Origin of the sequence: Spiroplasma endosymbiont of Nomada rufipes, assembly GCF_964277355.1 — a bacterium.
Taxonomy (GTDB): domain Bacteria; phylum Bacillota_I; class Bacilli_A; order Mycoplasmatales; family VBWQ01; genus Spiroplasma_E.
Genome location: NZ_OZ195517.1, coordinates 487,281 through 511,264 on the forward strand (window position 1 = coordinate 487,281; position 23,984 = coordinate 511,264).

Annotated in this window: 16 protein-coding genes, 1 tRNA gene and 1 riboswitch; of the genes, 6 read left to right on the forward strand and 11 right to left on the reverse strand. The window is 24.4% G+C overall.

Annotated features, from left to right (window positions below):
* Nucleotides 1–10: 10 nt before the first annotated feature.
* Nucleotides 11–2,449, reverse strand: coding sequence for a leucine--tRNA ligase (gene leuS, locus ACICQF_RS02715; protein ID WP_395473609.1), 2,439 nt, complete (start codon nucleotides 2,447–2,449; stop codon nucleotides 11–13).
* Between the two features lie 324 nt (nucleotides 2,450–2,773).
* On the opposite strand from leuS, the gene ACICQF_RS02720 reads away from it, so the two are divergent.
* Entirely contained in the window at nucleotides 2,774–3,724 is a 951-nt protein-coding gene (locus ACICQF_RS02720) for an IS30 family transposase (protein WP_395473610.1), read from the forward strand.
* 30 nt (nucleotides 3,725–3,754) lie between these two features.
* On the opposite strand, the gene ACICQF_RS02725 is transcribed toward ACICQF_RS02720, so the two are convergent.
* The gene (locus ACICQF_RS02725) at nucleotides 3,755–4,003 is read right to left on the reverse strand and encodes a hypothetical protein (RefSeq protein WP_395473612.1); all 249 of its coding nucleotides are present in this window, start codon (nucleotides 4,001–4,003) and stop codon (nucleotides 3,755–3,757) included.
* Between the two features lie 72 nt (nucleotides 4,004–4,075).
* On the reverse strand, nucleotides 4,076–5,122 hold the full coding sequence (locus ACICQF_RS02730) for an energy-coupled thiamine transporter ThiT (RefSeq protein WP_395473613.1): 1,047 nt from the start codon (nucleotides 5,120–5,122) through the stop codon (nucleotides 4,076–4,078).
* Nucleotides 5,123–5,183: 61 nt separating this feature from the next.
* Nucleotides 5,184–5,271: riboswitch (TPP riboswitch) on the reverse strand.
* 250 nt (nucleotides 5,272–5,521) lie between these two features.
* Between ACICQF_RS02730 and ACICQF_RS02735 the strand changes: the two genes are divergently transcribed.
* Both ACICQF_RS02735 and ACICQF_RS02740 read left to right on the forward strand, forming a co-directional pair.
* Nucleotides 5,522–6,382 carry a hypothetical protein gene (locus ACICQF_RS02735; RefSeq protein WP_395473614.1) on the forward strand — a complete coding sequence of 287 codons (861 nt, stop codon included), beginning with the start codon at nucleotides 5,522–5,524 and terminating at the stop codon, nucleotides 6,380–6,382.
* A gap of 32 nt (nucleotides 6,383–6,414) precedes the next feature.
* On the forward strand, nucleotides 6,415–6,906 hold the full coding sequence (locus tag ACICQF_RS02740) for a hypothetical protein (RefSeq protein ID WP_338980346.1): 492 nt from the start codon (nucleotides 6,415–6,417) through the stop codon (nucleotides 6,904–6,906).
* A gap of 141 nt (nucleotides 6,907–7,047) precedes the next feature.
* On the opposite strand, the gene ACICQF_RS02745 is transcribed toward ACICQF_RS02740, so the two are convergent.
* On the reverse strand, nucleotides 7,048–8,292 hold the full coding sequence (locus tag ACICQF_RS02745; protein WP_395473615.1) for an ISNCY family transposase: 1,245 nt from the start codon (nucleotides 8,290–8,292) through the stop codon (nucleotides 7,048–7,050).
* 184 nt (nucleotides 8,293–8,476) lie between these two features.
* Between ACICQF_RS02745 and ACICQF_RS02750 the strand changes: the two genes are divergently transcribed.
* A complete protein-coding gene (locus ACICQF_RS02750; RefSeq protein ID WP_395473617.1) occupies nucleotides 8,477–10,129 on the forward strand; it encodes a hypothetical protein in 1,653 nt (550 codons plus the stop codon).
* 156 nt (nucleotides 10,130–10,285) lie between these two features.
* Here the strand turns inward: ACICQF_RS02750 and ACICQF_RS02755 are convergent, their stop codons facing one another.
* From ACICQF_RS02755 to ACICQF_RS02785, 7 genes are all read right to left on the reverse strand, one after another.
* Nucleotides 10,286–10,525: a hypothetical protein gene (locus tag ACICQF_RS02755; RefSeq protein ID WP_338957050.1), complete on the reverse strand. Its 240-nt coding sequence runs from the start codon at nucleotides 10,523–10,525 to the stop codon at nucleotides 10,286–10,288.
* 78 nt (nucleotides 10,526–10,603) lie between these two features.
* Nucleotides 10,604–12,028 (reverse strand): ATP-binding cassette domain-containing protein, encoded by a 1,425-nt coding sequence (locus ACICQF_RS02760; protein ID WP_395473696.1) that lies wholly within the window; start codon nucleotides 12,026–12,028, stop codon nucleotides 10,604–10,606.
* A gap of 551 nt (nucleotides 12,029–12,579) precedes the next feature.
* Nucleotides 12,580–14,964 (reverse strand): endopeptidase La, encoded by a 2,385-nt coding sequence (gene lon / locus ACICQF_RS02765; protein ID WP_395473618.1) that lies wholly within the window; start codon nucleotides 14,962–14,964, stop codon nucleotides 12,580–12,582.
* 259 nt (nucleotides 14,965–15,223) lie between these two features.
* Nucleotides 15,224–16,534, reverse strand: coding sequence for a trigger factor (gene tig / locus ACICQF_RS02770; protein WP_395473619.1), 1,311 nt, complete (start codon nucleotides 16,532–16,534; stop codon nucleotides 15,224–15,226).
* 15 nt (nucleotides 16,535–16,549) lie between these two features.
* Nucleotides 16,550–17,311 carry a DUF3196 family protein gene (locus tag ACICQF_RS02775; protein WP_395473620.1) on the reverse strand — a complete coding sequence of 254 codons (762 nt, stop codon included), beginning with the start codon at nucleotides 17,309–17,311 and terminating at the stop codon, nucleotides 16,550–16,552.
* A 36-nt stretch (nucleotides 17,312–17,347) separates the two neighbouring features.
* A tRNA-Arg gene (locus ACICQF_RS02780) sits at nucleotides 17,348–17,423 on the reverse strand.
* Between the two features lie 233 nt (nucleotides 17,424–17,656).
* Entirely contained in the window at nucleotides 17,657–18,469 is an 813-nt protein-coding gene (locus tag ACICQF_RS02785) for an IS30 family transposase (protein ID WP_395473621.1), read from the reverse strand.
* Nucleotides 18,470–18,738: 269 nt separating this feature from the next.
* On the opposite strand from ACICQF_RS02785, the gene ACICQF_RS02790 reads away from it, so the two are divergent.
* Nucleotides 18,739–23,088, forward strand: coding sequence for a PolC-type DNA polymerase III (locus tag ACICQF_RS02790; protein WP_395473623.1), 4,350 nt, complete (start codon nucleotides 18,739–18,741; stop codon nucleotides 23,086–23,088).
* A gap of 86 nt (nucleotides 23,089–23,174) precedes the next feature.
* Nucleotides 23,175–23,921, forward strand: a complete 747-nt coding sequence (locus ACICQF_RS02795; protein ID WP_395473624.1) for a Pr6Pr family membrane protein — start codon at nucleotides 23,175–23,177, stop codon at nucleotides 23,919–23,921.
* Nucleotides 23,922–23,984: the final 63 nt, after the last annotated feature.

Below are 23,984 nucleotides of genomic sequence, written 5' to 3' on the forward strand. Positions count from 1 at the left end.
TATTCCTCCTTTACTTAACAACAAAATTAACAATCTTATTTGGTATACAAATTGTCTTAATAATTGTTTTATCTTGCAATCAATGTTTTACTTTTTCTTCATTATTAACTGCTTTTAAAAGTTCTTGATTATTTAAATTTTCTTTTACTACTAAAGTTATTTTTGTTTTACAATTAATCTGAATAGCAATAGTAACTTCACTAGTAATCAAAAATTTTTCATCATAACTTGGAAACTGACTTTTATTAATACTTTCTTTATTACCAAATTGAAATCATAATTCTTCAGCAATATGTGGAGCAAATGGATTTAATAATTTTAAAAAATTAACTAAATATTGTTGATAAATAGTTGGTGCTTTATAACAAGCATTGATAAAAATCATAAGTTGTGCAATAGCAGTATTAAAATTTAAATCATTAATATCATTAGTTACTTTTTTTACAGTTTGATGATAAATTGTATCTAATGATTTATCATTCTTAGTAGTAATTTTTATTTTATACTCATCTTTATTAACAAGACGATAAATACGCATTAAAAACTTATAACAACCAACTAAACCACTATTTAATCACGGTAAAGATGCTGTTAATGGCCCCATAAACATTTCATATATTCGCAAAGTATCAGCACCATATTCATTAATAATATCATCTGGATTAACAACATTACCGCGTGATTTAGACATTTTTTCATTATTTTCACCAAGAATCATACCCTGATTTACCAATTTTAAAAATGGCTCTTTAACATTAACTAACTTTAAATCATATAGCACTAAATGTCAGAAACGAGCATACAATAAATGTAAAACAGCATGTTCTTGACCACCAATATATAAATCAACCGGTAATCAATAGTTAAAACGTTTTTGCGCAATAGCACTATTAAAATCACAATAAGTACCATCATCATTTTTTAAAATATATGCTAAATAATATCAACAACTACCTGCTCATTGTGGCATTGTATTAATTTCTCTTTTTCCTTTTACACCATCTTTTCTAGTTACATGTAATCAGGAATTTGGTGCATTAGTTAAAGGTGCATTCCCCGAATTAGATGGCTTAATATTAGTCATTTTTGGTAATAATACTGGTAATTGTTGTTCATCTACTGTTGAGATTGTACCATCTTCTCAATAAATTATCGGAAAAGGTTCACCTCAATAACGTTGACGAGAAAAAAGTCAATCTCGTAACTTATATGCAGTATGTACTTTTCCTTGTTTTAAAGTTAGTAATTTTTTAACAATTAAATTAGTAGCTGTTTCTAAATCCTTACCATTAATAAAATCAGAGTTAATATATTCACTAGTATCCAAAAATGGTTCATTTTTATTATTAGTTTTCATAATAAAATTGATTGGTAACTTTTTATTTTTAGCAAAAATAAAATCACGACTATCATGTGCAGGAACACCCATAATGGCTCCTGTCCCATAATGATTTAAAACATAATCACCAACTCAAATTGGTAATTTACTTTTAGTAAAAGGATGAATAGCATAACTTCCAGTAAAAACACCAGATTTTAAAGTATCATCTCCTTGACGCATTAAATCTGTTTTAGTTTTAGCAGCTAAACAGTATTGAGTAACTGCTTGCGAATATTCACTAGTTGTTAAATCATGAATTAATGGATGTTCAGGGGCAAGTACTAAAAATGAAACACCAAAAATAGTATCAACCCTTGAAGTAAAAATAGAAACCTTACATTTATTATTTTCAACTATAAAATCAACTAGTGTTCCAACACTTTTACCAATTCAATTACGTTGTAATTCCTTAACACTATTTGGTCAGTCTAAATCATCTAATCCTTTTAATAATTTTTCAGCATACTTAGTAATTTTTAAAACCCACTGACGCATTGGTTTTTTAATAACTGGGAAATTACCACGTTCAGAAACCATATGACCATTAATGTTAATTATTTCTTCATTAGCTAAAACAGTTCCTAACTGTTCACAAAAATTAACTTCAACATCTTTAATTTCAGCTAACCCTTGTTCATAAAGTTTAATGAAAATTCATTGTGTTCACTTATAATATTGAGGATCTGTAGTATTAACTTCTTTATTATAATCAAAACTTAGACCAATACTTTGTAATTGTTTACGAAAATTATTAATGTTTTGTTTAGTAAATGTCTCTGGATTATTACCTGTATTTAAGGCATATTGTTCAGCTGGTAAACCAAAAGCATCTCAACCAATTGGATGCAAAACATTAAAACCATTCATTATTTTAACTCGTGAAATAACATCAGTAGCACAATAACCTTTAGGATGGCCAACATGTAAACCTGATCCTGAAGGATAAGGGAACATATCAAGAATATATGATTTTGGTTTTTTATTATCATCAATGTTTGTTTTAAAAGTTTCATTTTTTAATCAATACTGCTGTCATTTTTTTTCTATTTGTTGGTGATTATAACTCATGTTTTTCTCCTTTAATATGTTCAGGTAAAGTAATCATAAAACCATAATATCATAATCATTTAACAAGTTGCAATGTTTACTTATTGATTAAATTATATTTTAAATATTTTGTTAATTATCAATCAATGTTATTAAACTATTTACTAATATTTATTTTCTACAAAAATGAAATAGTTTTTATTGTATTTCAAATAAAATATACTATATAATTATCGTTAATGCTGAATTATACTTGTAAGTGCAAGTAAATAAAATTGCAAAAAATTCTCATATAAAAATTTCATAATGCTAAATTTAGTTTAGAAAAAAGTAAGGAGTTTTTATATGAGTTATAAACATCTTGGCATAGATGAAAGGATTTATATTGAGAATCAATTGAAATTTAAATTTAAAATTAGTGAAATAGCTAAAAATCTTAATCGAAGTATTAGTACTATTATTCGAGAAATTAATAGAAATAAAGATAATAATCATTATTTTTCATTAATTGCACAAAATAAAGCTGAAAATCGCAAACAATCACATATTAGTTTTCATAAGTTTAAAAATAAGAATTTAGTAAAATATGTACAACAAAAATTACTATTAGGTTGATCACCTGAACAAATTTATGGCAGAATTAAAAATTTTCATAAAGAGTGAGTTATTAGTTTTAAAACAATTTATACTTGAATTTATTTTGGAATGCTTGATAAAGTTACTAGTAAAAATTTAAGAAGAAAATGTAAAAAACGAAAATCTCAAGAGAATCGTAGCAAGTTTAATGGTAAATCAATTAAAGAACGAGATATAAATGTTAATGATCGTATAACACTTGGTCATTGGGAAGGAGATACTATAGTATCATCAAGAGGCAAAAGCAAATCATGTTTAATAACTTTAGTTGAAAGAGTATCACGATTTACTTTAGCAATATTAGTTAAAAACAGAACTACTAAAGTTATTAATAAAAATGTCAGTTATTATTTATCAATTCTTCCTAAAAACATTGTTAAAAATATTACTTTTGATCGTGGCAAAGAATTTTCAAATTGACAACAACTTGAAAAAAATTTAGATGTAAAAATTTATTTTGCCAATCCATATTCACCTTGACAAAGAGGTACTAATGAAAATACTAATGGTTTAATTAGAGAAAAATTTCCTAAAAAATTTATTTTTTCAAAAACTAATAAAAATGAAGTTCATAAATTTATATTGTCTTTAAATCAAAGACCGAGAAAAATATTAAATTATCTTTCACCAATCGAATATTTGGATAGAAAAATAATTTAGTTGCACTTACCTTTACAATTGAGCATCTTATTATCGTCAAAAATAAACTAAATGAGTTGCTGGTTTTTTACAAAAACAAGTACCAGTAGTAGTTGTACTTTTTAATTTAGCATATGCTTGAAAATGTTCAGATCAACCAATATCAATTGTATGTTGAGCATTTTTTCCTAATTCAATTGCTGCTAATACAACCTTTTTCTCATTTAATGCTTTATTCATTAATTTAATATTACCATCCATAATAATAATATCTTCTTTGATTATTTCATCATTTTTCATTATAATCACCCTTTCTATCAATTAATATTATAACGCTATTTAAAAAAAGAAATAGTAATCGGAATTACTATTCTAACGATATCTTTCTACATAGTGACTAACTAAACCACGATAAATAAAAGGTATTGTTAATTGCATAATTGGATAAGTAAACAAAAAAATATGAATAAAATTGTAAACTAATGAGTAAAAAAGAGGATTAAATCCTGATCAAATATTTTTACTTCCATCAGCATTAGTAATTTGTGATCAAATAAAATATCCTACTATTGTTTGTCAAAAATAAATAATTAAACAAACTAAAAAACAATGTAAAAAATAATTAATATAAGTAAAAATTGATTTATCAGATTTTAAATTAAAACGTAATAATGAAATAATAGCGGGTGTTGTCATTGGCAAAAAATAATCTAATAAATAACTTCAAGCACTAATAACATAACCACCACTAATAAATAATAATGACATTAAAGCACTAATCATACCCGTTAATCATCCACCTGCAAAGCCAATAATATAACTAATAACCATTAAAGGTATATATTTAATAGCAATACCGCCGCCGTATGGCATTTTTGGTAATAAATTTTGTTCAATAAAAGCACAAGCAATAGTTACACCAGTAAATAAACCAATAATTGTATAATCAATAACTAATCATCGTTTAATACCAAATGCAAATTTAAAATTAGTTCATCATCTTGTTTTTAAAATGGCAAAAGTTTCTTCTTTTTGTCATTGATAATGTTTAATTAAATTAAAAATTAATGCAATGGGATTTATACTAAAAATTGATATTAATGTAACAATAACAATGTTTTTATGAATATCTTCTATTTTAACTGTTCATGTAATAACAGATAATAAAATTGATGAAATTAATAATAAACAAAGAATTAATATTAAATAAATTTTACTGCTATAAAATTGTCAACCAGTAATAGTAGTAACTTTAAAAAAGTGATTAATACTACTAGCAGGTAAAATACTAATAATAACTGTTAATGTTAGAAGAGTAATTAAACTAAAAATGGCTGATGCTTTAATTAACATTCCTACCTCCAGTTTGCTTTTAACTTTATTATAATTGATAGTTGTTAATAGTTGTTCTTTAAACATAATAAAATGATAACTCCTTTAATTTATCTTAAATAACAAAAAAGGAGTTATCATTTTTTAAAATATAAAAAATAAAGTCTCCCTCCGCTAGTACTAACTAGATCAGGTTATAGGGTATTTCTCAGGCAATGCCACCTCTGCTTTATATAATATATGCAAATTAATCCATATTTACTACTATTATAACATTCAAAATATTTTTTTAAATATAAAATATATTTTTTTTATGATTTTTAGTTTAAATTAAAATTTGCTCCATTTTTATTGTCAATATCGAGTGAAAATTTCCCAAAAATATTTATCAAAAAAAAATAAAAAATAAGTAAAATTTAACAAATAAAAGTTGCTTTGTTTTGAAAGTAAATATTTTTATATTTACTTTCAAAGGAGAACAAAATTATGAAATATTTTAGTTCAAGTTATTGATTTAAATTGTGAGTATTAACTGCTCCACTTTTAAATAATAAAATACAAGGTATTAATGGTAAGTCAATTGATAATTCAAATATTAAAAATTGAGTTAGAAAAAATACGACTAGTTTAGATTTAGTAAATCAACAATTAAATTTTGCAAGTAATAATCAAACAGATTTTATTATTAACAACCCAACAACAAATAGCAAAATAAATATGAATAAACATCGTCATGAAAAACACAGAAATCGATTAAAAAGAACATTAAATGTTAAAAACGAAATAAGGGGTAGTTGAGGTAAATTAACTTGTTCATTTACACCAAAAACTTTTGAAGGAATAATAGCTGATTATCATTATTGAAAAGATAATCCTGCATGAGAACTTGGCGAAAAATTTAAAGAGGATATGATGCAACGATATAATTCTAATGATATTTCAATTACTGCAATTTTTCCATGAACATGAAAAGAAATACAACAAGTAGGTAAAACAATTTGAGATAATTTTTCAAAAATTGAAAAAGTATATACAGATAGTTCTAGAAAAGAACGTATAGAAATTGTACTTTATGAAAAACCATTTAATTGATTTGATTTTGAATTAGTAAGAATAATAACAGAAGATGAGAAATATTATTCAAATAATCGTCTTGATAATTTAGAAAATGATTTTCCAGATTGAAATAAAGATATAAAAATTAATTTAGGAAAAATTAATCATAACGTTGATAACAAAATTAAAAGTGCCATAAAGAAAAAATATCATAATTTTAAATTATCAGAAGTTTATTTATTGGATAAATCTAATTACTCACACTTTATTGGCTATTTTGAAAAAAAATAATTGTTGGTACTTTTAGTCCTTATTCTTATGGTTTGACAAAACCAACTTTTACCTATGTAACACAAGATAAATTTAATGAAATTTCAAATATTATAGCAAATGATTCAAAAGTTAAACAATGATTTGCACATATAAATGAATGAAATTCTACTTTACCACAAGCAATCAATAATTCTAAAACATTTAATCCTCAAGCATTATATAATTGAAAAAGACAAGAAAAAGAAATAATAAAAGGTTATATAAGAGATTGAAGTTATATTTCAACTTTAATTGAACATGAATTAAAGTTAGATGAATTAAACAAAAATATTCAAGGAATCAAAGCAGATTTTGAAACTTTAAAAAAACAAGTTAATGAACTTGACAACAGACTTCTAAATCTAGAAAATAAATCAAATTTAAATTGTGAAAACACATTAACTATTGTTAATGGTGCTTTAAATACTATTCCCATAATTGGTAATGTTGTTGGTGGTATTACAACAATGGCTTCTGGTGCTTGTGCTATTGGTGGTGTATAATTTTATTTTTTTATATCTTTAAAATCAATTTTAAGGCATCAAATTTGCTGCTCGACAAACGATTTAAAATTTTATATAGTTAAGTATTCACAAAAATAATCTTTTATAAAAAGAATTTTATCTAATTTTAATTTGGTATTATTAGTATCCATATCTTCAAGGATGGTTTTTATTTGGTATATAAACCTTTTTAGTTTTTATCAACTCTTCTTTGATAATTGGTTTTGGTGCTATTTCTTTTAATTCATATATTTGATGATTATAACTAAGATATAACTCATTAATAAACGATTTAAGTACAATTACATCAGTTCTAGGTTGTATGTATTGAACTTTGCTATTTTTATAAGGAAAATACTTTTTACCATAATATGTTATAGTTGAACCACTATCCGTTTTTCTTTTAGAAAATCTTAAAAGATAAATATTTATTTCTTCTTGGTTTGGAGCTTTAATCATAGCAGATTTATTATTATCAATAGGTAAGGCAAATTGCTTATTAAAAATACTTATATATATTTTAAGAAATTGATTAGCTTTTTCTAAATTTTTAATTTTATTAAGTCTAAGTTCACTAATTAAGCGACTTTGAAGTGTTCCAAATAAGCGTTCGATTCTACCCTTAGCTTGTGGAATGGAAGTTCTAATAATTTCAACACCTAAATCATTACAAGACTTTTGGAATTGAGTATAAGTATCATTTTCCGTGTTTATTTTGCCAGCATCGATTTGTTTTTTATATCCAAAAAATGTTCTATTATCAGTATAAAATGTTTTTGGTATGCCATATTTAGTTAAAATTTGATCAAAAACATTATAATAACCATCTAATGTTTCTTGATGATCAAATCATAGTCCGACAATATTGCCTGTAGCATCATCAATTGCAGCATGTAAAAAAGCTTTTGGTTTATCCTTACCAAATCAATGATGATTACTTGCATCCATTTGAATTAATTCACCAAAATTTGTTCTTCGGTTTCTTGTAGGATGCAAGTTATTTTTCTTATTTTTATGTCTTTTTGGTGAAGTAATTTTTTCTTTAATTAATATAGTATAAAGTGTACTATATGAAATTTTAATTTTTTCTTCATTGTTTAATTTCTCATGGAAATGTTGAAAATTAAAATTATAATATTTGGTTTTATATAAATTTATAATCTTAATTTTGATTTCAAAATTTGTTGTTTTATTAAAAATTTTATTTCGGGATTTATGAATAAAACCAACTTTACCTTCTCTATTGAAAATTTGAATTAATTGGTTAATTCTTCTAATAGTTAGGTTAAGTTTATTCTTAGCTTGATGTTTAGATAATTTATTAATAATAATGTCATTTATAATATTAAATTTATATTTTTCTTTCATAGTCATGCTTCTTTCCATATTTATCACCAAGTATATTTAACTTTACTTTTGGGAAATTTTTGCTCGATAACTAATAGGAAATTATCACTAAATAATGACATTGCTCTATTTTTATTTGAAATTTATTTGAAAAAAAATAAAATATATTCACTTCTTAAAAATAAGAAGTTATTGGGAAAAAATAAAAAGGATTTTTTAAAATATGAAAAAGATATCAACACTAATTACAACAACAATTTTAGCAATAGCAAGTACAAACAGTTTAAATACCTTATTTATCAATAACACAAATAATAAAATTAAAACAAGTATTAAAAATGAAAATAATAATTGAAAAATAAATGAAATTAATTTTTTAACAACTGATAGAAATAGAAATATTTATGCACTTGCTAATAATACTGTTTATAAATGTTTAGCAGAACAAACAGAGTTCAAACAAATGATAGTACCTAAAGAATTTGCTAATGGTAAATTTATAAAAACTGATAAAGATAAAAATACTTATGTCGCAACTAATAATAATATTTATAAATGTCTTGCAACACAAACATATTTTCAACAAATGATAATACCTAAAGAATTAGAAAATATTAGATTTTTAAAAATTAATGAGAGAGACGGAAATGTTTTTATAATAGCTAATAATAATATTTATAAATGTTTAGCGGGAGAATGAGAATTTAAAAAAATGACATTACCAACCAATATTAATTTTCTGAGTCACATAAGTATTGATAAATATGGAAATATTTATATCACTGCTAATAATACTCTTCATGTTCCTTTTGCGAATAGTATTTATAAGTGTTTAGAAAATGACAACGAATTTAAACAATTAAATATAGATACAAATAAAGAAACACTACAAATTTCTCTTTTAACAACTGGTAAAGACGGACACATTTATGTAATTGCAAATAATAGTATTTATAAATGTCCAGCAGAACAAACAGAATTTATAATAATAAGTGAACATTGAGGACTACCTGTTAATGCTATTTTAGTAACAGATGAAAATGGAACTATCTATATTGCAGATAATAATAATATTTATAAGTATTCAGTAAAACAAAAAGACTTTAAGAAAATAAATAATTCATCAATAGATGGAATAATCAAAAAAATAATAATAAATAATAAAAATATTTATATAATAACTAATAATAACTCTGTAATAAATAAAGTTTATAAATTTGATTTTTTACAATCAAATTTTATTGAAATGAAAGTAATTGATAATGATACATATGATGTTAGTAATATTACTTTTGATAGTAATAAAAATATTTATGTTTTAACTATTAATGGCATTTATAAATGTCCAGTAGAACAAACAGAATTTAAAAAAATGACAAAAATATGATGAAAAACAACAGAATTTTATTTTAATAACGGAAAACTAACTGATATAAGTTATTGAAAACAGACTAGAAATAATTCATTTATCCATACATTTGAATGAAATACAGAATATGGTTTACCAATTGATTATCGATATATTACTTTTTTTAATGAAAATGGTACAGAAGATTATGTAGATTCATCTTATAGTTGAGGTGATACAGGATATCCAACTATTAACATTAATCAAGTTGTTTTAATAAATGCAAAAGTAACAAAAAATGGACCTATTAACCCAGCAAATTTTTGTAATATTATCATATTTAATAATAAAGAAAATTTCCTACTTGCCAGTTTATTAATAACTATTAAATTAGGGTTAACTTTTTATGAAGAAAATGGAAAATGATTTTTTCAAATTATCATTGCTCATTATGGTGAAACATGAGGATCTGAAAGTGGAGGACAAATTAAAACAATTTTAGGAAACGGTTTTCGATTATACTCATAATTTATTTTTTTAAATATTCATACTCCTTTAAAAATAAATTTAAAGGAGTATTTTTAATAAACCTATTGTTTCAAAATATTGTTAATATATAAAAAATCTAATTATTTATAAAAAATAATTAGATTATAAATTAATAAAAATAAGTAAGTTATTATATTAAAACATTTTCAATTTTTGATTTAAATTTGAAACATTTGCCAAATATTTATTTTCTAATTGATTTATTACTTTAGTATTTAACTTATCACTTTGTTTTAAATAGTTTTGTTGAGATGCAACTTCTGACAATAGTTCTAAATTTTCAAATTTATTTTGATTATCTAATCATGCTTTAACTTTATCAAAATAATTAATTGGTTGTTCATCAATAACATAATTTCTTATATTTTTAGGCATTGTATATTTTCACTCCTTTGTTATTTTATAATTCATTACATACTTTTATAAAAATTAATCAAATCATTTAAATAGTTTTTAAGTTAAATAATAAATGCCACAATTAATAAGATTTAAAGCAATAAATATACCTACTAAAATACCAACAACAGCACCAACACCAATACTTGAAACTAATCCTTCACCAATAAGACTAGCTAAAAAGTAAGTTAAAATAATTAATGGTGCAACAATTAATAAACTAGTAAATAAACTAACAATTGCTTGTCCAGTACGACTTTTAATAATAACTGACATTAGCAAAGCAATACTAGTAATAGTAATAGAAAAAAATAATGTAAATAAAATAATAATTAATAATTGTCAATTAAAAATGGAACTAATCATTCCAGATAAAGGAACAACATAACCAATAATAATAACACCAATAAAAATAATAATATCAGAAATTAAAACTAAAGCTAAATTAAATATTGATGTTATAATAATAAAGTTGGTTTTGCTAATTCTTGTTAAACCAATGCGTCGATAAACTACGCTTTGTTTTAAATCTAATAAAATAGCTAAAAAAGTTTGAATTGAAAAGGAAGCAGTTTGTGTCAATCAAATAATCATCAAAATAAATCGTCCAATGTTTTTACCAGCAGGTGATGATAATATTTGATTATTTCCACCAATTGATGCACCAATAAAAATCAATGGTGAAACGAAAACTGAAAAAATAATAATTGAACGATTACGTTTGAAATAACTTCAAAATAAATTAAGAAGAGATCAATCGTTATTTTTGTTTTTTAAGGTGTTTTTTCAAGACTTAGCTCATTTTTCATTATTTTCCCCTCCTAATCTTTTTAATAACGCTTCGCTATCATACATACCTATTTTATATTCTTTAAATTTAGTTTTAACATATTCTTCAATACTTCCATATTCTTTAACAACAGTTTTAACATCATTTATACTAATAATTGAGCCTTCAAACATGAAGATAATTTGTTGACAAAAACGTTCAATTTCTTGCATATTATGTGAAACAATTAATACTGAAAGATTAGGTTTAATAAAAACTTCTTTTTCTAGTAATTCATAAATTCGCTCACGTACCTCTAAATCTAATCCCGTAGCTAATTCATCTAAAATTAATAAATCTGGTTCAACAATTAATGCTAATAAAATATTTATTTTTTGTTGTTGACCACTCGATAAAGTAATAATAGGTTTATTAATAAATGCTTCGGCGTCCAAATAGTACAATAACTTTTGAATGTCTTCAACAGACTTATTTAAACGATAAGCTCTCATATAATATTGGGCCATATCTCAACCAGTTAAACCACGAGGAAATTTAGTTTCTTGTAATTGCATGCCTATTTTTAAATCAGATTTAATATTAATAGTACCTGTTGTTGGTTTACGAAGTTGGGAAATCATTTCACATAATGTTGTTTTTCCAGTACCATTGGGGCCAACAATACCAATTTTGGCACCAATAGCAATATTCAGACTAACTTTTTAATGACTTCATTACTATCATAGTTTTTACTGACATTAATGATTTCAACATTATTTTTTTTATCTTTAATCATAATTACTTCCTTCCTATAACTTTATAATTTTATCATAATTACTACATAAATATTACTTGTTTTTTAAGATATAAAAATTAAAATATTATATAATATAATGTAAACTTCATTAGGTTTTTACTCATTATTTTCATAAAAAGTAAATGAGTTTTTATTTTTAAAAAAGGAGAAAATTATGAAAAAAAATGTACAAAAAAAAGAAATAAAAAAATAAAAACAAAAATAACTATTTTAACAAAAATCAAAGAAATTAAACAACAAAATTTAGTAAAAATAAATGAACTAATATTACGAATTAACAAAAAAAATATAATTAATAATGTAAATTCAGAAATTAATTTTTCTGTAACAAATAAAAGCAAATCAAATTTATCACAAATATAAAAAAATTTTATATAAAAAAAGTAAATACTTGTTTTTAGTATTTACTTTTTTTAAAGTTATAGTTATTAATAATTTAATTAGATTTTAACCTTCATCAATAATACTTGAAGTTGGTTTAATATTATTAATAGGTGAGTGAATTTTTGATTTATGTTTATTAAAAATAAAATCATATACTTCAGAATAAAATTCAACTGAAACAATATTTAATTTTTTCTTTACTTCTTCTGGAATATCTTCTAAGTCTTTTATATTAGCTTTTGGAATTAAAATTGTTTTTAGTCCACTACGATGAGCAGAAATTGATTTTTCTTTTAATCCACCAATTGGTAATACATGACCACGAAGTGTAATTTCACCTGTCATACCAATATCTTTTGATACAGGTCTACTTGTCAGAGCAGAAATAATTGCAGTTGTTAAAGTAATACCAGCACTTGGACCATCCTTTGGCACTGCTCCTTCAGGAACATGAATATGAATACCATGTTCTGCAAAGAAAGTATCAGGAATATTGAAAGTAATAGCATTTGCTTTAATATAATCTAAAGCAATAGTAGCAGATTCTTTCATGACCTCACCTAATTTACCAGTTAATACTAAATTACCTTTTCCTTTAAAGTAGTTTACTTCAATTGGTAAGATATCACCACCATATTGAGTATAAGCAAGACCAGTTACCACTCCAATTTGTGATTCATTTTCTTTTTTAGTATAATCGAAAATTTGTTTTCCTAAATAATCTTTAACATTATCAGCAACAATTTCTTCAGTACTAATTTTTTTATTTAAAAGTTTAACAATAAATTTACGAGCAATTTTATTTAATAATCTTTCTAACTGTCGAACACCTGATTCTCTTGTATAATATTTAATTATTTCTTCAATTGAATTTGGTTTAAATTTTAACATTTTATTATTTAAACCAGTAATTTCAATAACACGAGGAATTAAATATTTTTTTGCAATTTCAAGTTTTTCTAATTCTGTATATGAAGAAAGTTCAATAATTTCCATTCGATCTTTTAATGGTTCAGGGATACCTTCCATATAATTAGCTGTTGCAAGAAACATAACTTGTGATAAATCATAATTTTCTTCAATATAATGATCTGAAAAATTAGCATTTTGTTCAGGATCTAATACTTCTAACATAGCACTAGCTGGATCACCACGATAATCAGATGACATTTTATCAATTTCATCTAATAAAAATAATGGATTAATAACTTTAGCACGTTTCATACCTTGGATAATTCTTCCTGGCATCGCACCAATATAAGTTTTACGATGACCACGAATTTCAGATTCATCTTTAACTCCACCAAGTGAAACTTTAACGAAAGTACGCCCCATCGCTTCAGCAATTGATTTAGCTAAAGAAGTCTTACCAACACCAGGAGGGCCAACTAAACAAATAATTTGTCCTGGCATTGCCTTAGCCATTTTTTTAACAGCAAGATATTCAATAATTCTTTCTTTAACTTTTTCTAAACCATAGTGATATTTATCAAGAATTTTTTTTGCATTAATTAAATCAAATTTTTCTTCACTTTTTTGAAATCAAGGTAAAGTCATAATTCAATCAATGTATGTACGAATTATATTTGATTCACTTGAAGCTTGCGGCATATCTTCATAACGACTAATTTCTTCTTTAACACGCGTTTTGATTGCTTCAGGAAACTCTTCTGTTTCTAAGCGTTCTAAATAACATTTCATTTCATTAGACTTACCATCAATTTCGCCTAATTCTTCTTTAATAGCACGCAATCTTTCTCGTAAATAATATTCACGTTGTTGTTCATCAATACGATCTTTAATTTTAGCTGTTAAATCCTTTTCAATAGCACCAACTTGTTTTTGACCACCAACATCTTTCAATAATAAATCTAAACGTTTATTAATATCAGTTTCTTGTAAAATTTCTTGGCGTTTATTGATAGTTAAAAATGGTAAAAATTGAGCCATTTTATCAATAATTTCACTAGCTTTCATTCCATCGGTGATTTGACTAATTACACCTTGTGGAATTGAACCATGAACATCTAAAATCTGTTGTAAATTATTTACAATTCTTTGAATCAACTCTTCTTCTAATGATTTTGAAACATTAGGACTAACTAAAGTTTCAGCATCTCCTGTATAAAATTTATCATCATAAAACTTAGAAACTTTAACTCTTTGTTGTCCATAAAAAGATACGGTAAGTGTACCATCATTATGACTTTTTTGAATTTGCACTTTACACAAAGTACCATGATTGTAGACTTCACTTAATTGCGGATTATCTACTTTCGGATCCTTTTGCGAAACTAAAATAATTTCTGAATTAAACTTAGCTACCGATTCATTAATTGCCGCTACTGATTTATGTCTGCCAACTTCTAGTTCTATTTCAACTGTTGGGAAAACAAAACTTCCTCTTGTTACTAGTACTGGAATATTAGTAATATTTTTTATCTTCATTGTCTCACCTCAAATAATGTATTAACTGGATTATAATATAAAACATTAGCACTTGCAATAGTTAATTGCTAAAATATCCAATTTTTGATTTATACTATACTATTACAGCAGCACTTATTAATTCATATTTAATTTATACTAGTAGTATTTTATTACAATTATTTTTTTTTGATAATTTTTACTTTTTGAAAAAAATAAACGATAAAATAACCTAATTATTAAATTGGTAATTAGGTTATATAATAATTATCAAATTAAATTAAGCACTTGTTGTTTGCTTTTGGTTTTTACCGTTACTTTCTCATAATAAATCAAAGGCTTTATTACGTTTTAGGGTAGTAGTAACTAAACTTAAATCTTTAATATTTGCTTTAACTTCTTCAATACTTATTTTAAATTGGTCGGCAAATGTTGTTAATTGTTTTTGAACTTCTTCTTCGGTAATTTCTATTTTTTCTTGTTTAATAATTTCTTCAATAACTAAAAAATTCTGAAGTTGCATAATTGCATCCTTTTTTATTTCATTAATAATTTCTTCATGAGATAAACCAGTTGCTGCCATATAGTTTTCAATTGTAAAGTTTTGATTAGCTAATTGTTTTTTAAATTCATTTTCTAAACGTTCAGTTTCATTTTTAACAGCAAAATTTGGAATTATTATTTTTGAATCTTTAACAATTTTAGCAATAAGTTCTTCCATAAATTGTTCCTTAATTGTCATTGTTTTTTGTACTTCAATTTGTTTTTTAATATTTTCTAATAATTGTTCAGTAGTAGTAAGATCTGGAATGTTAACATCTTTTACTAATTCTTCTAAATCTTCATTAATAACTTTTGTTTTTATTTCGTTTAATTCAATTTCAAATTGTACTAATCGACCTTTTAAATTTGGAACATGATAATCTTCTGGGAAAGTTACTTCAATAGTTTTTTTAGATTTAGGTTCCATACCGATCATTCCTTCTTCAAAACCAGGAATAAATTTACCAGAACCAATTTCTAATTCCATGTTTTTAGCTTCACCGCCAGGGAATTTTTTACCGTCTAAAAAACCAGTGAAATTAAAAACTGCAGTATCATCTTTTTCTAATTTTCCTTTTTCTTTTGGATTAAAAATAGCAAAACGATCTTGTAATAGTTTAATTTGAGTATCAATTTCTTCTTGATTAACAGTTGCTACAGGTTTTACTATATCAATACCACGATATTTACCAATAGTAATTTCTGCTGGTAAATCAAATACAAACATTATTTCACACTCTTTAATAGTATATTTTTCCACATTAACTTCGGGTTGATTAGTAGGCATTAAGTTAGGTTTTTGTTTTAAGGCAAAATCATAAGCAATAGTAATAACTGCTTTAGTTGCTGTTTGTAAAGTTTGTTCTTCAGTTACATGTTTTTTAGCCATTTTAGTAGGAACTTTTCCTTTACGAAATCCAGGAATTTCTACTTGTGCAATCAATTTATTTTCAGCTTTTGCCAATTGATCTTTTCAAGTTTTAGCATCAATGGTAACATGTCATTTTCCAAGACCATTTTTTTCATCTTTTATAATATTTAATGTCATTTTTCAAATCTCTCCTTATGTAATTTGTTGTTGAATCATAATACTTAAGTATTTTTTTATTAAAGTAGTAGTAGTTTTAAATTTTTTAGCACTTTCTACCAATTTTACACTAATAAACTGGAAACTACAAGCACGAATATACAAAGCAGCTGCTAATGCTGCTGTTTGATTTTTATTAGGTAATGTTGGAAACAAATTCTCAAAATAACTATCCAATAAAAATAAGCAAATACCATAAATACCTGGATTATCAATATGAACTTCATCTTCAAATATTTTTGTAATTTTTAAATAAACGAGTGATTCTTGTCATTGTGTTATTTTTTTTGGATTAATTTTAAATGTATCATGACCTTTTATTACTTCTATTTCTTCATCAATACCTTGATTATTTAATATAAATAATAGTTGTGTTTTATTTATATTATTTATATTTTTATTTGTAAGATAAATCTTAATTGTCGGCAAAATTAACCTAGCATTATGACTTTGTAAATAATAAAATGCCACCGGATGAAGATCTTCATCAAATGGATTCATTAATACACGACTTATTCTCTCTAAATTTCACTCATGACTTTCATTTTTACTATTTAATCTAATATGAGTAGTAATATTATGATGTAACTCTTGTAATGTAATTTCATGATGAATAGGAATATAAGGCATCTCTAATTCATGTTTGACCAACTTCATTGCTTGATCTCATTTATTTTCACTAATGAGGTGGTTAATTTTACCAATAATGTCTTGATAATAATTGTCATGATTTATCATTATTTAGTTAAACCTTCTTAGTATTTTAAAATTTAATGGCGCCCACGAGAAGATTCGAACTTCTGACCCCCGCCTTAGAAGGGCGGTGCTCTATCCACTGAGCTACGTGGGCATAACATTTACCATAAGTAATCTTAACTTGTTTGATTAAAAAATGCAATTATTAATTGGTTACTTTTCAATGCTAAATTGTAAAGGTAAGTGCAACTAAATTATTTTTCTATCCAAATATTCGATTGGTGAAAGATAATTTAATATTTTTCTCGGTCTTTGATTTAAAGACAATATAAATTTATGAACTTCATTTTTATTAGTTTTTGAAAAAATAAATTTTTTAGGAAATTTTTATCTAATTAAACCATTAGTATTTTCATTAGTACCTCTTTGTCAAGGTGAATATGGATTGGCAAAATAAATTTTTACATCTAAATTTTTTTCAAGTTGTTGTCAATTTGAAAATTCTTTGCCACGATCAAAAGTAATAGTTTTAACAATGTTTTTAGGAAGAATTGATAAATAATAACTGACATTTTTATTAATAACTTTAGTAGTTCTGTTTTTAACTAATATTGCTAAAGTAAATCGTGATACTCTTTCAACTAAAGTTATTAAACATGATTTGCTTTTACCTCGTGATGATACTATAGTATCTCCTTCTCAATGACCAAGTGTTATACGATCATTAACATTTATATCTCGTTCTTTAATTGATTTACCATTAAACTTGCCACGATTTTCTTTAGATTTTCGTTTTTTACCTTTTCTTCTTAAATTTTTACTAGTAACTTTATCAAGAAAACCCAAATAAATTCAATTATAAATTGTTTTAAAACTAATAACTCATTGTTTATGAAAATTTTTAATTCTGCCATAAATTGGTTCAGGTGATCAACCTAATAGTAATTTTTGTTGTACATATTTTACTAAATTCTTATTTTTAAACTTATGAAAACTAATATGTGATTGTTTTCGATTTTCAGCTTTATTTTGTGCAATTAATGAAAAATAATGATTATTATCTTTATTTCTATTAATTTCTCGAATAATAGTACTAATACTTCGATTAAGATTTTTAGCTATTTCACTAATTTTAAATTTAAATTTCAATTGATTCTCAATATAAATCCTTTCATCTATGCCAAGATGTTTATAACTCATATAAAAACTCCTTACTTTTTTCTAAACTAAATTTAGCATTATGAAATTTTTATATGAGAATTTTTTGCAATTTTATTTACTTGCACTTACAAGTATAATTCAGCACTAAAATTTCATACTTTTTTTATATAAGAATAAGAATAAGAATTTTAATTAAGTTATAATTAAAATATGAAATTTGATTAAACATTAGAATAATGATTTAATATATTTTAATTAAAATATAGTTATTATTGTCAATTATTTAGTATTAAGAGAGGGAAAAATATATGAATCAAGATTTACAAAAACTTTTCCATGAAATGGATTTTAATGATGTTAATAATGAATTTAATCATGCTACTATTAAAAAAGTACAATATTTTCATCATAATCAACAAGTAATAATTACCATCAACTTACCTAATTTTCTAACAACTACTACTTTAAAAAGTTTTGAACAACATTTTGAAAAATTACCTGTTTCGAATATTAGTGTCGATTTTAATGTTTCCCTTACTGCTGATGAATCAACTGTATTAACATATTTTCATTATATTAAAACTCATAAATTGCAACTATTAGCTGGCATTTATTATTCTTTACCCGACTCAGCAATTAATTATAAAAATAATATTATTACCATTACCATTCATAATAGTATTGAAGAAAAATTAATAACTAATGAATTTTTACAATTTATTAACTACTTTCAACAATATGGTTTTAAAAAAATTCAATTAAAAACTAAAATAAATAAAGCAGAGCAACCATTTATTAGTTATGAAAATGAATCTAAAGCAGAAATTAGCAAAATTACTAACAATTTAAAAACTAAAATTCCTAACAATAATATAAGTAAAAATTTTAATACAACTACTTATCGCAAAAAAGCAAAAGTTAATTTAGAAATAACAGACCCAACTCATATCATTAAAGATATCATTGGCGATGAACCCAATATTATTATTAGTGGTAAAGTTTTTAAAATTAATAAATTTTTAACTAAAACTCAAAAATGATTTTATTCATTTTTAATTACTGATTATAGTGATGCAATTACTTGCAAAGCATTTATTAATAGCGATCAACCAGATGAGAAATTTGATAATATTAAAGTTGATGATTGAATAAAAATTAATGCTAATAGTCGTTATGATAATTATAGTAAAGAACAAGTACTATGAATTGATGATTTAATTATTGATTTAAATAATAAAAATACTAACAATAATGATGATGCTAAAACTAAAAGAATTGAATTTCATACTCATACTAAAATGAGTGCTATGGATGGTATTACTTCAGCAAGTGATTATATTAATCAAGTAGCTAAATGAGGACACCAAGCAATTGGTTTTACTGATCACTTAAATGTACAAGCATACCCAGATATTGCTAATGCCGCTAAAAAACATCCAAACTTAAAAGTAATGTATGGTGTTGAAATGGATTTAATCCCCAATAATATTAGTATTACTAAAAATAATATTAATACATCATTATTAGATTTAGAATACATTGTTCTTGACTTAGAAACAACTGGTTTATCAACCAATTACCACGAAATTATTGAATTTGGTTATACAATTGTTAAAGACAATATGATTTTAAAACAAGATACAATTTTAATTAAACCAAATAATCCCGTACCTGAACATATTACTGAACTTACTGGTATTACCAATGTTATGTTAAAAGATAAACAAACATTACAACAAATATTGCCAACAATTATTGAAATAATTGGCAATAAAACAATAGTTGCTCATAATGCTAACTTTGACTTTGGTTTTTTACAAGCAGCAATGAAACAATTGGGTTTCATGCCTTTAAATAATCCTGTCATTGATACTTTGCAATTATCTAGGGCAATTCTACCACAACTAAAATATTATCGATTAGGTACTATTTGTCGTACTTATGGCATTAAATATGATGATGAAATTGCCCACCGTGCTGATTATGATGCTAATGTATTAGCACAAGTATTTTTAAAAACGTTACAACAATTAAAAACAGAATTTAATTGTATTAATTTACAAGAAATTAATAACTTAATTAATGAACAAATTAATTTTAAACTTCGTGGTGAACATATTACTATTTTTGCAAAAAATCAATTAGGATTAAAAGATTTATATCAATTAGTTTCACTATCTCATACAAAGTATTTTTATAAAACACCAAAAATCATATCAGAAGCAATTAATGAAAATAGAAAAGAATTATTAATTGGTAGTAGTTGTATAAATGGTGCTGTTTTTGAAACAGCATTAAATAAAAGTGAAGAAGAACTAATTAAAATAATGAAATGATTTGATTTTATTGAAATCCAACCACCTGCCGTTTATAAACACTTAATACAGTTAGGAAATATTACTAAAGAACAATTACATGATACTATTAAAAAAATTATTAATAATGCTCTTAAATTAAATAAATTAGTAATTGCTACTAGCGATGCCCACTATTTACATCCCCATGAAAAAATGTATCGTGATGTTATTATTAATAGTAAAGCAATTGGTGGTTTGTTACACCCATTATTTGATCGTAAAGGTAAAGTTACATCATATCCCGATCAACATTTAAGAACTACTAATCAAATGTTAACAGAATTTAACTTTTTAGATGACCCTAATTTAATTAATGATATTGTTATTAATAATCCTTTGCAATTAGCAAAACAATTTGAAATGGTTAAACCAATTAAAGATGGCTTATTTACACCAAGTATTGTTAATGTTGATACTAAATTACGTAATCTTTGTTATGAACAAGCATGAAATCGTTACGGTAATCCATTACCAACATATGCAGAAAAACGTTTAACTCGCGAATTAGATGCAATTATTACTCATGGTTTTGCTGTTGTTTATTGAATTGCACACAAATTAGTAGAAAAATCTTTACAAGATGGTTATCTTGTTGGTAGTCGTGGCTCAGTTGGTTCATCTTTAGTAGCTACTTTTGCTAACATTACTGAGGTTAACCCACTACAACCACACTATTTATGTCCACAATGTAAAACTAGTGAATTTATTAGTAATGGTTCTTATAAGTGTGGTTATGATTTACCAAAAAAAATATGTTCACAATGCAATATTGATTTAATTACTGATGGTCATGATATTCCTTTTGAAACATTCTTAGGATTTGATGGTGATAAAACACCTGATATTGATTTAAACTTTTCTGGTGAATATCAAAATAAAGCTCATGATTTTACTAAAGAAATGTTTGGTGAAGAAAATGTTTTTCGTGCTGGAACAATTTCAACAATTGCCAATAAAACAGCTTATGGTTATGTTAAAGCTTATGCAGAAAAAATTGGTCAATCAGATATGCGTGCAGCAAAACTAGAGTTACTAAGTCAAGGATGTGTTGGTATTAAAAGAACAACTGGTCAACATCCTGGTGGTATTATTGTTGTACCAAAAGAATATAATATTAACGATTTTACACCAATTAATTTTCCAGCTGATGATACTAGTTCTACATGAAAAACTACCCACTTTGATTTTAATGCTATTCATGATAATTTATTAAAATTAGATATTCTAGGTCACGTTGATCCAACAGCATTAAAAATGTTAGAAAATTTAACTGGTATTGATCCAAAAACTATTCCTAATCAAGATGAAAAAGTTTTATCATTATTTTCTAATTTAAGTGCCTTAAATATTACTAGTGATGATTTACTTGGCGAAAAAACAGGAGCAATTGGTATCCCTGAATTTGGTACTGGTTTTGTTCGTAAAATGTTAAGTGATACATTACCTACTTCATTTTCTGAATTAGTACAAATATCTGGTTTATCACATGGTACTGATGTTTGATTAAATAATGCTGATGAATTAATTTCACAACAAGGTTTAAAACTAAAAGATGTAATTGGTTGTCGTGATGATATTATGACTTATTTAGTATATCAAGGGTTACCAGCAAAAATTGCCTTTAACATTATGGAAGATGTCCGTAAAGGAAAAGGCATTAAACAAGAATATGAAAAGTTAATGCAAGAAAAGAAAGTTCCTAATTGATACATTAAATCTTGCAAAAAAATTAAATATATGTTTCCTAAAGCACACGCTACTGCTTATGTATTAATGGCATGAAGAGTAGCTTGATTTAAAGTTTATTATCCGCATGAATATTATGCTACTTATTTTACAACAAGATGTGAAATTTTTGATATTAAAACTATGTTACAAGGCATTGGTGCTATTACTAATAAATTAAAAGATATTAATAACAGATTAAGAAAAAATGATGGTCAAAAAAATACAGTTACTACTAAAGAAAAAGATTTAATCCCATTATTAGAAGTAGCATTAGAAATGAATGCTAGAAATATTAAATTTAGCAATATTAGTTTAGAACATTCTGATGCTAAACTTTTTCAAGTTAAAGTAATAAATGGTGAAAAACAAATTTTACCACCTTTTATTACTTTAGATGGATTGGGTGAAATTGTGGCTAATTCAATTGTTAAAGCAAGGAGTGAACAAGCAATTACTTCAAAAAATGATTTACAACTACGAACTAATATTACTAAAACTAATTATCAACTATTAAATGACTTAGGAGTATTAGAACATTTAGAAGAAAATACACAATTAATGTTAGAATTATAATACAAAGAAAAAAGAAAAGATGTGGGATTATTATGTATAAATTAAGTAACAAAGCCAACTTTTATATACGTTTATCTGCATTAATAATGATAATTTTATTTTTAATTATTGATTTAATTAGTGCAATATATTATCCAATGGAAAAATTTGAAGATTTAGGATATGGTGAACGAGTAAGTAACTACTATGCTTTTTTTACTACTGAGAGTAATTATATGGTTGTTATTTATTTTTGTATTTATTTATTTGATTCTTATTTTCGTGGTACTAAACCAAGTTTTCAAACTCGATTAGCAGCAACTGTTTATATTACTATTACGATGTTAGTATTTTGAATAGGTATTTTCACTGCTGAGCAAGATCCAAAACAATACAGTGCTTATAATTGAATTGCAACATTAATTTTACACTTATTAATGCCAATAATTATGATTACTAGCTTTATTGTTACATCAGGTCATCAATATATTAATATGAAACAACAACATAAAATATATTTATGATTAATTGTTATTTATCCAGCAATTTATTGTATTGTTATTCTAATTAGAGGTCATTTACGTTATTTAGATTTTATAGAAACTGGTCATCCACCAAGAGATACATGATATCCATATTTTTTCTTTGATTATTCAAATGGTGAATATGGATGATTAATCGCTGCTAGTGCTGTTGTTTTTGTTTTTGGTTTAGTTTTCAGTTTACAATATTTTTATATTTGAATTAATAACTTAATGTTCAAACGTTATCAAACTTCTGAACATCGTTTATATGATTTTTATCAAAAAATATTACGTCAACTTAATAAAAAAAAGAAAAAAGTAAAAATTTAAAATATATCTTATATTCCTTACATGATAAATATTATTGATATAATTAAATAAAAAAGAAAAGTT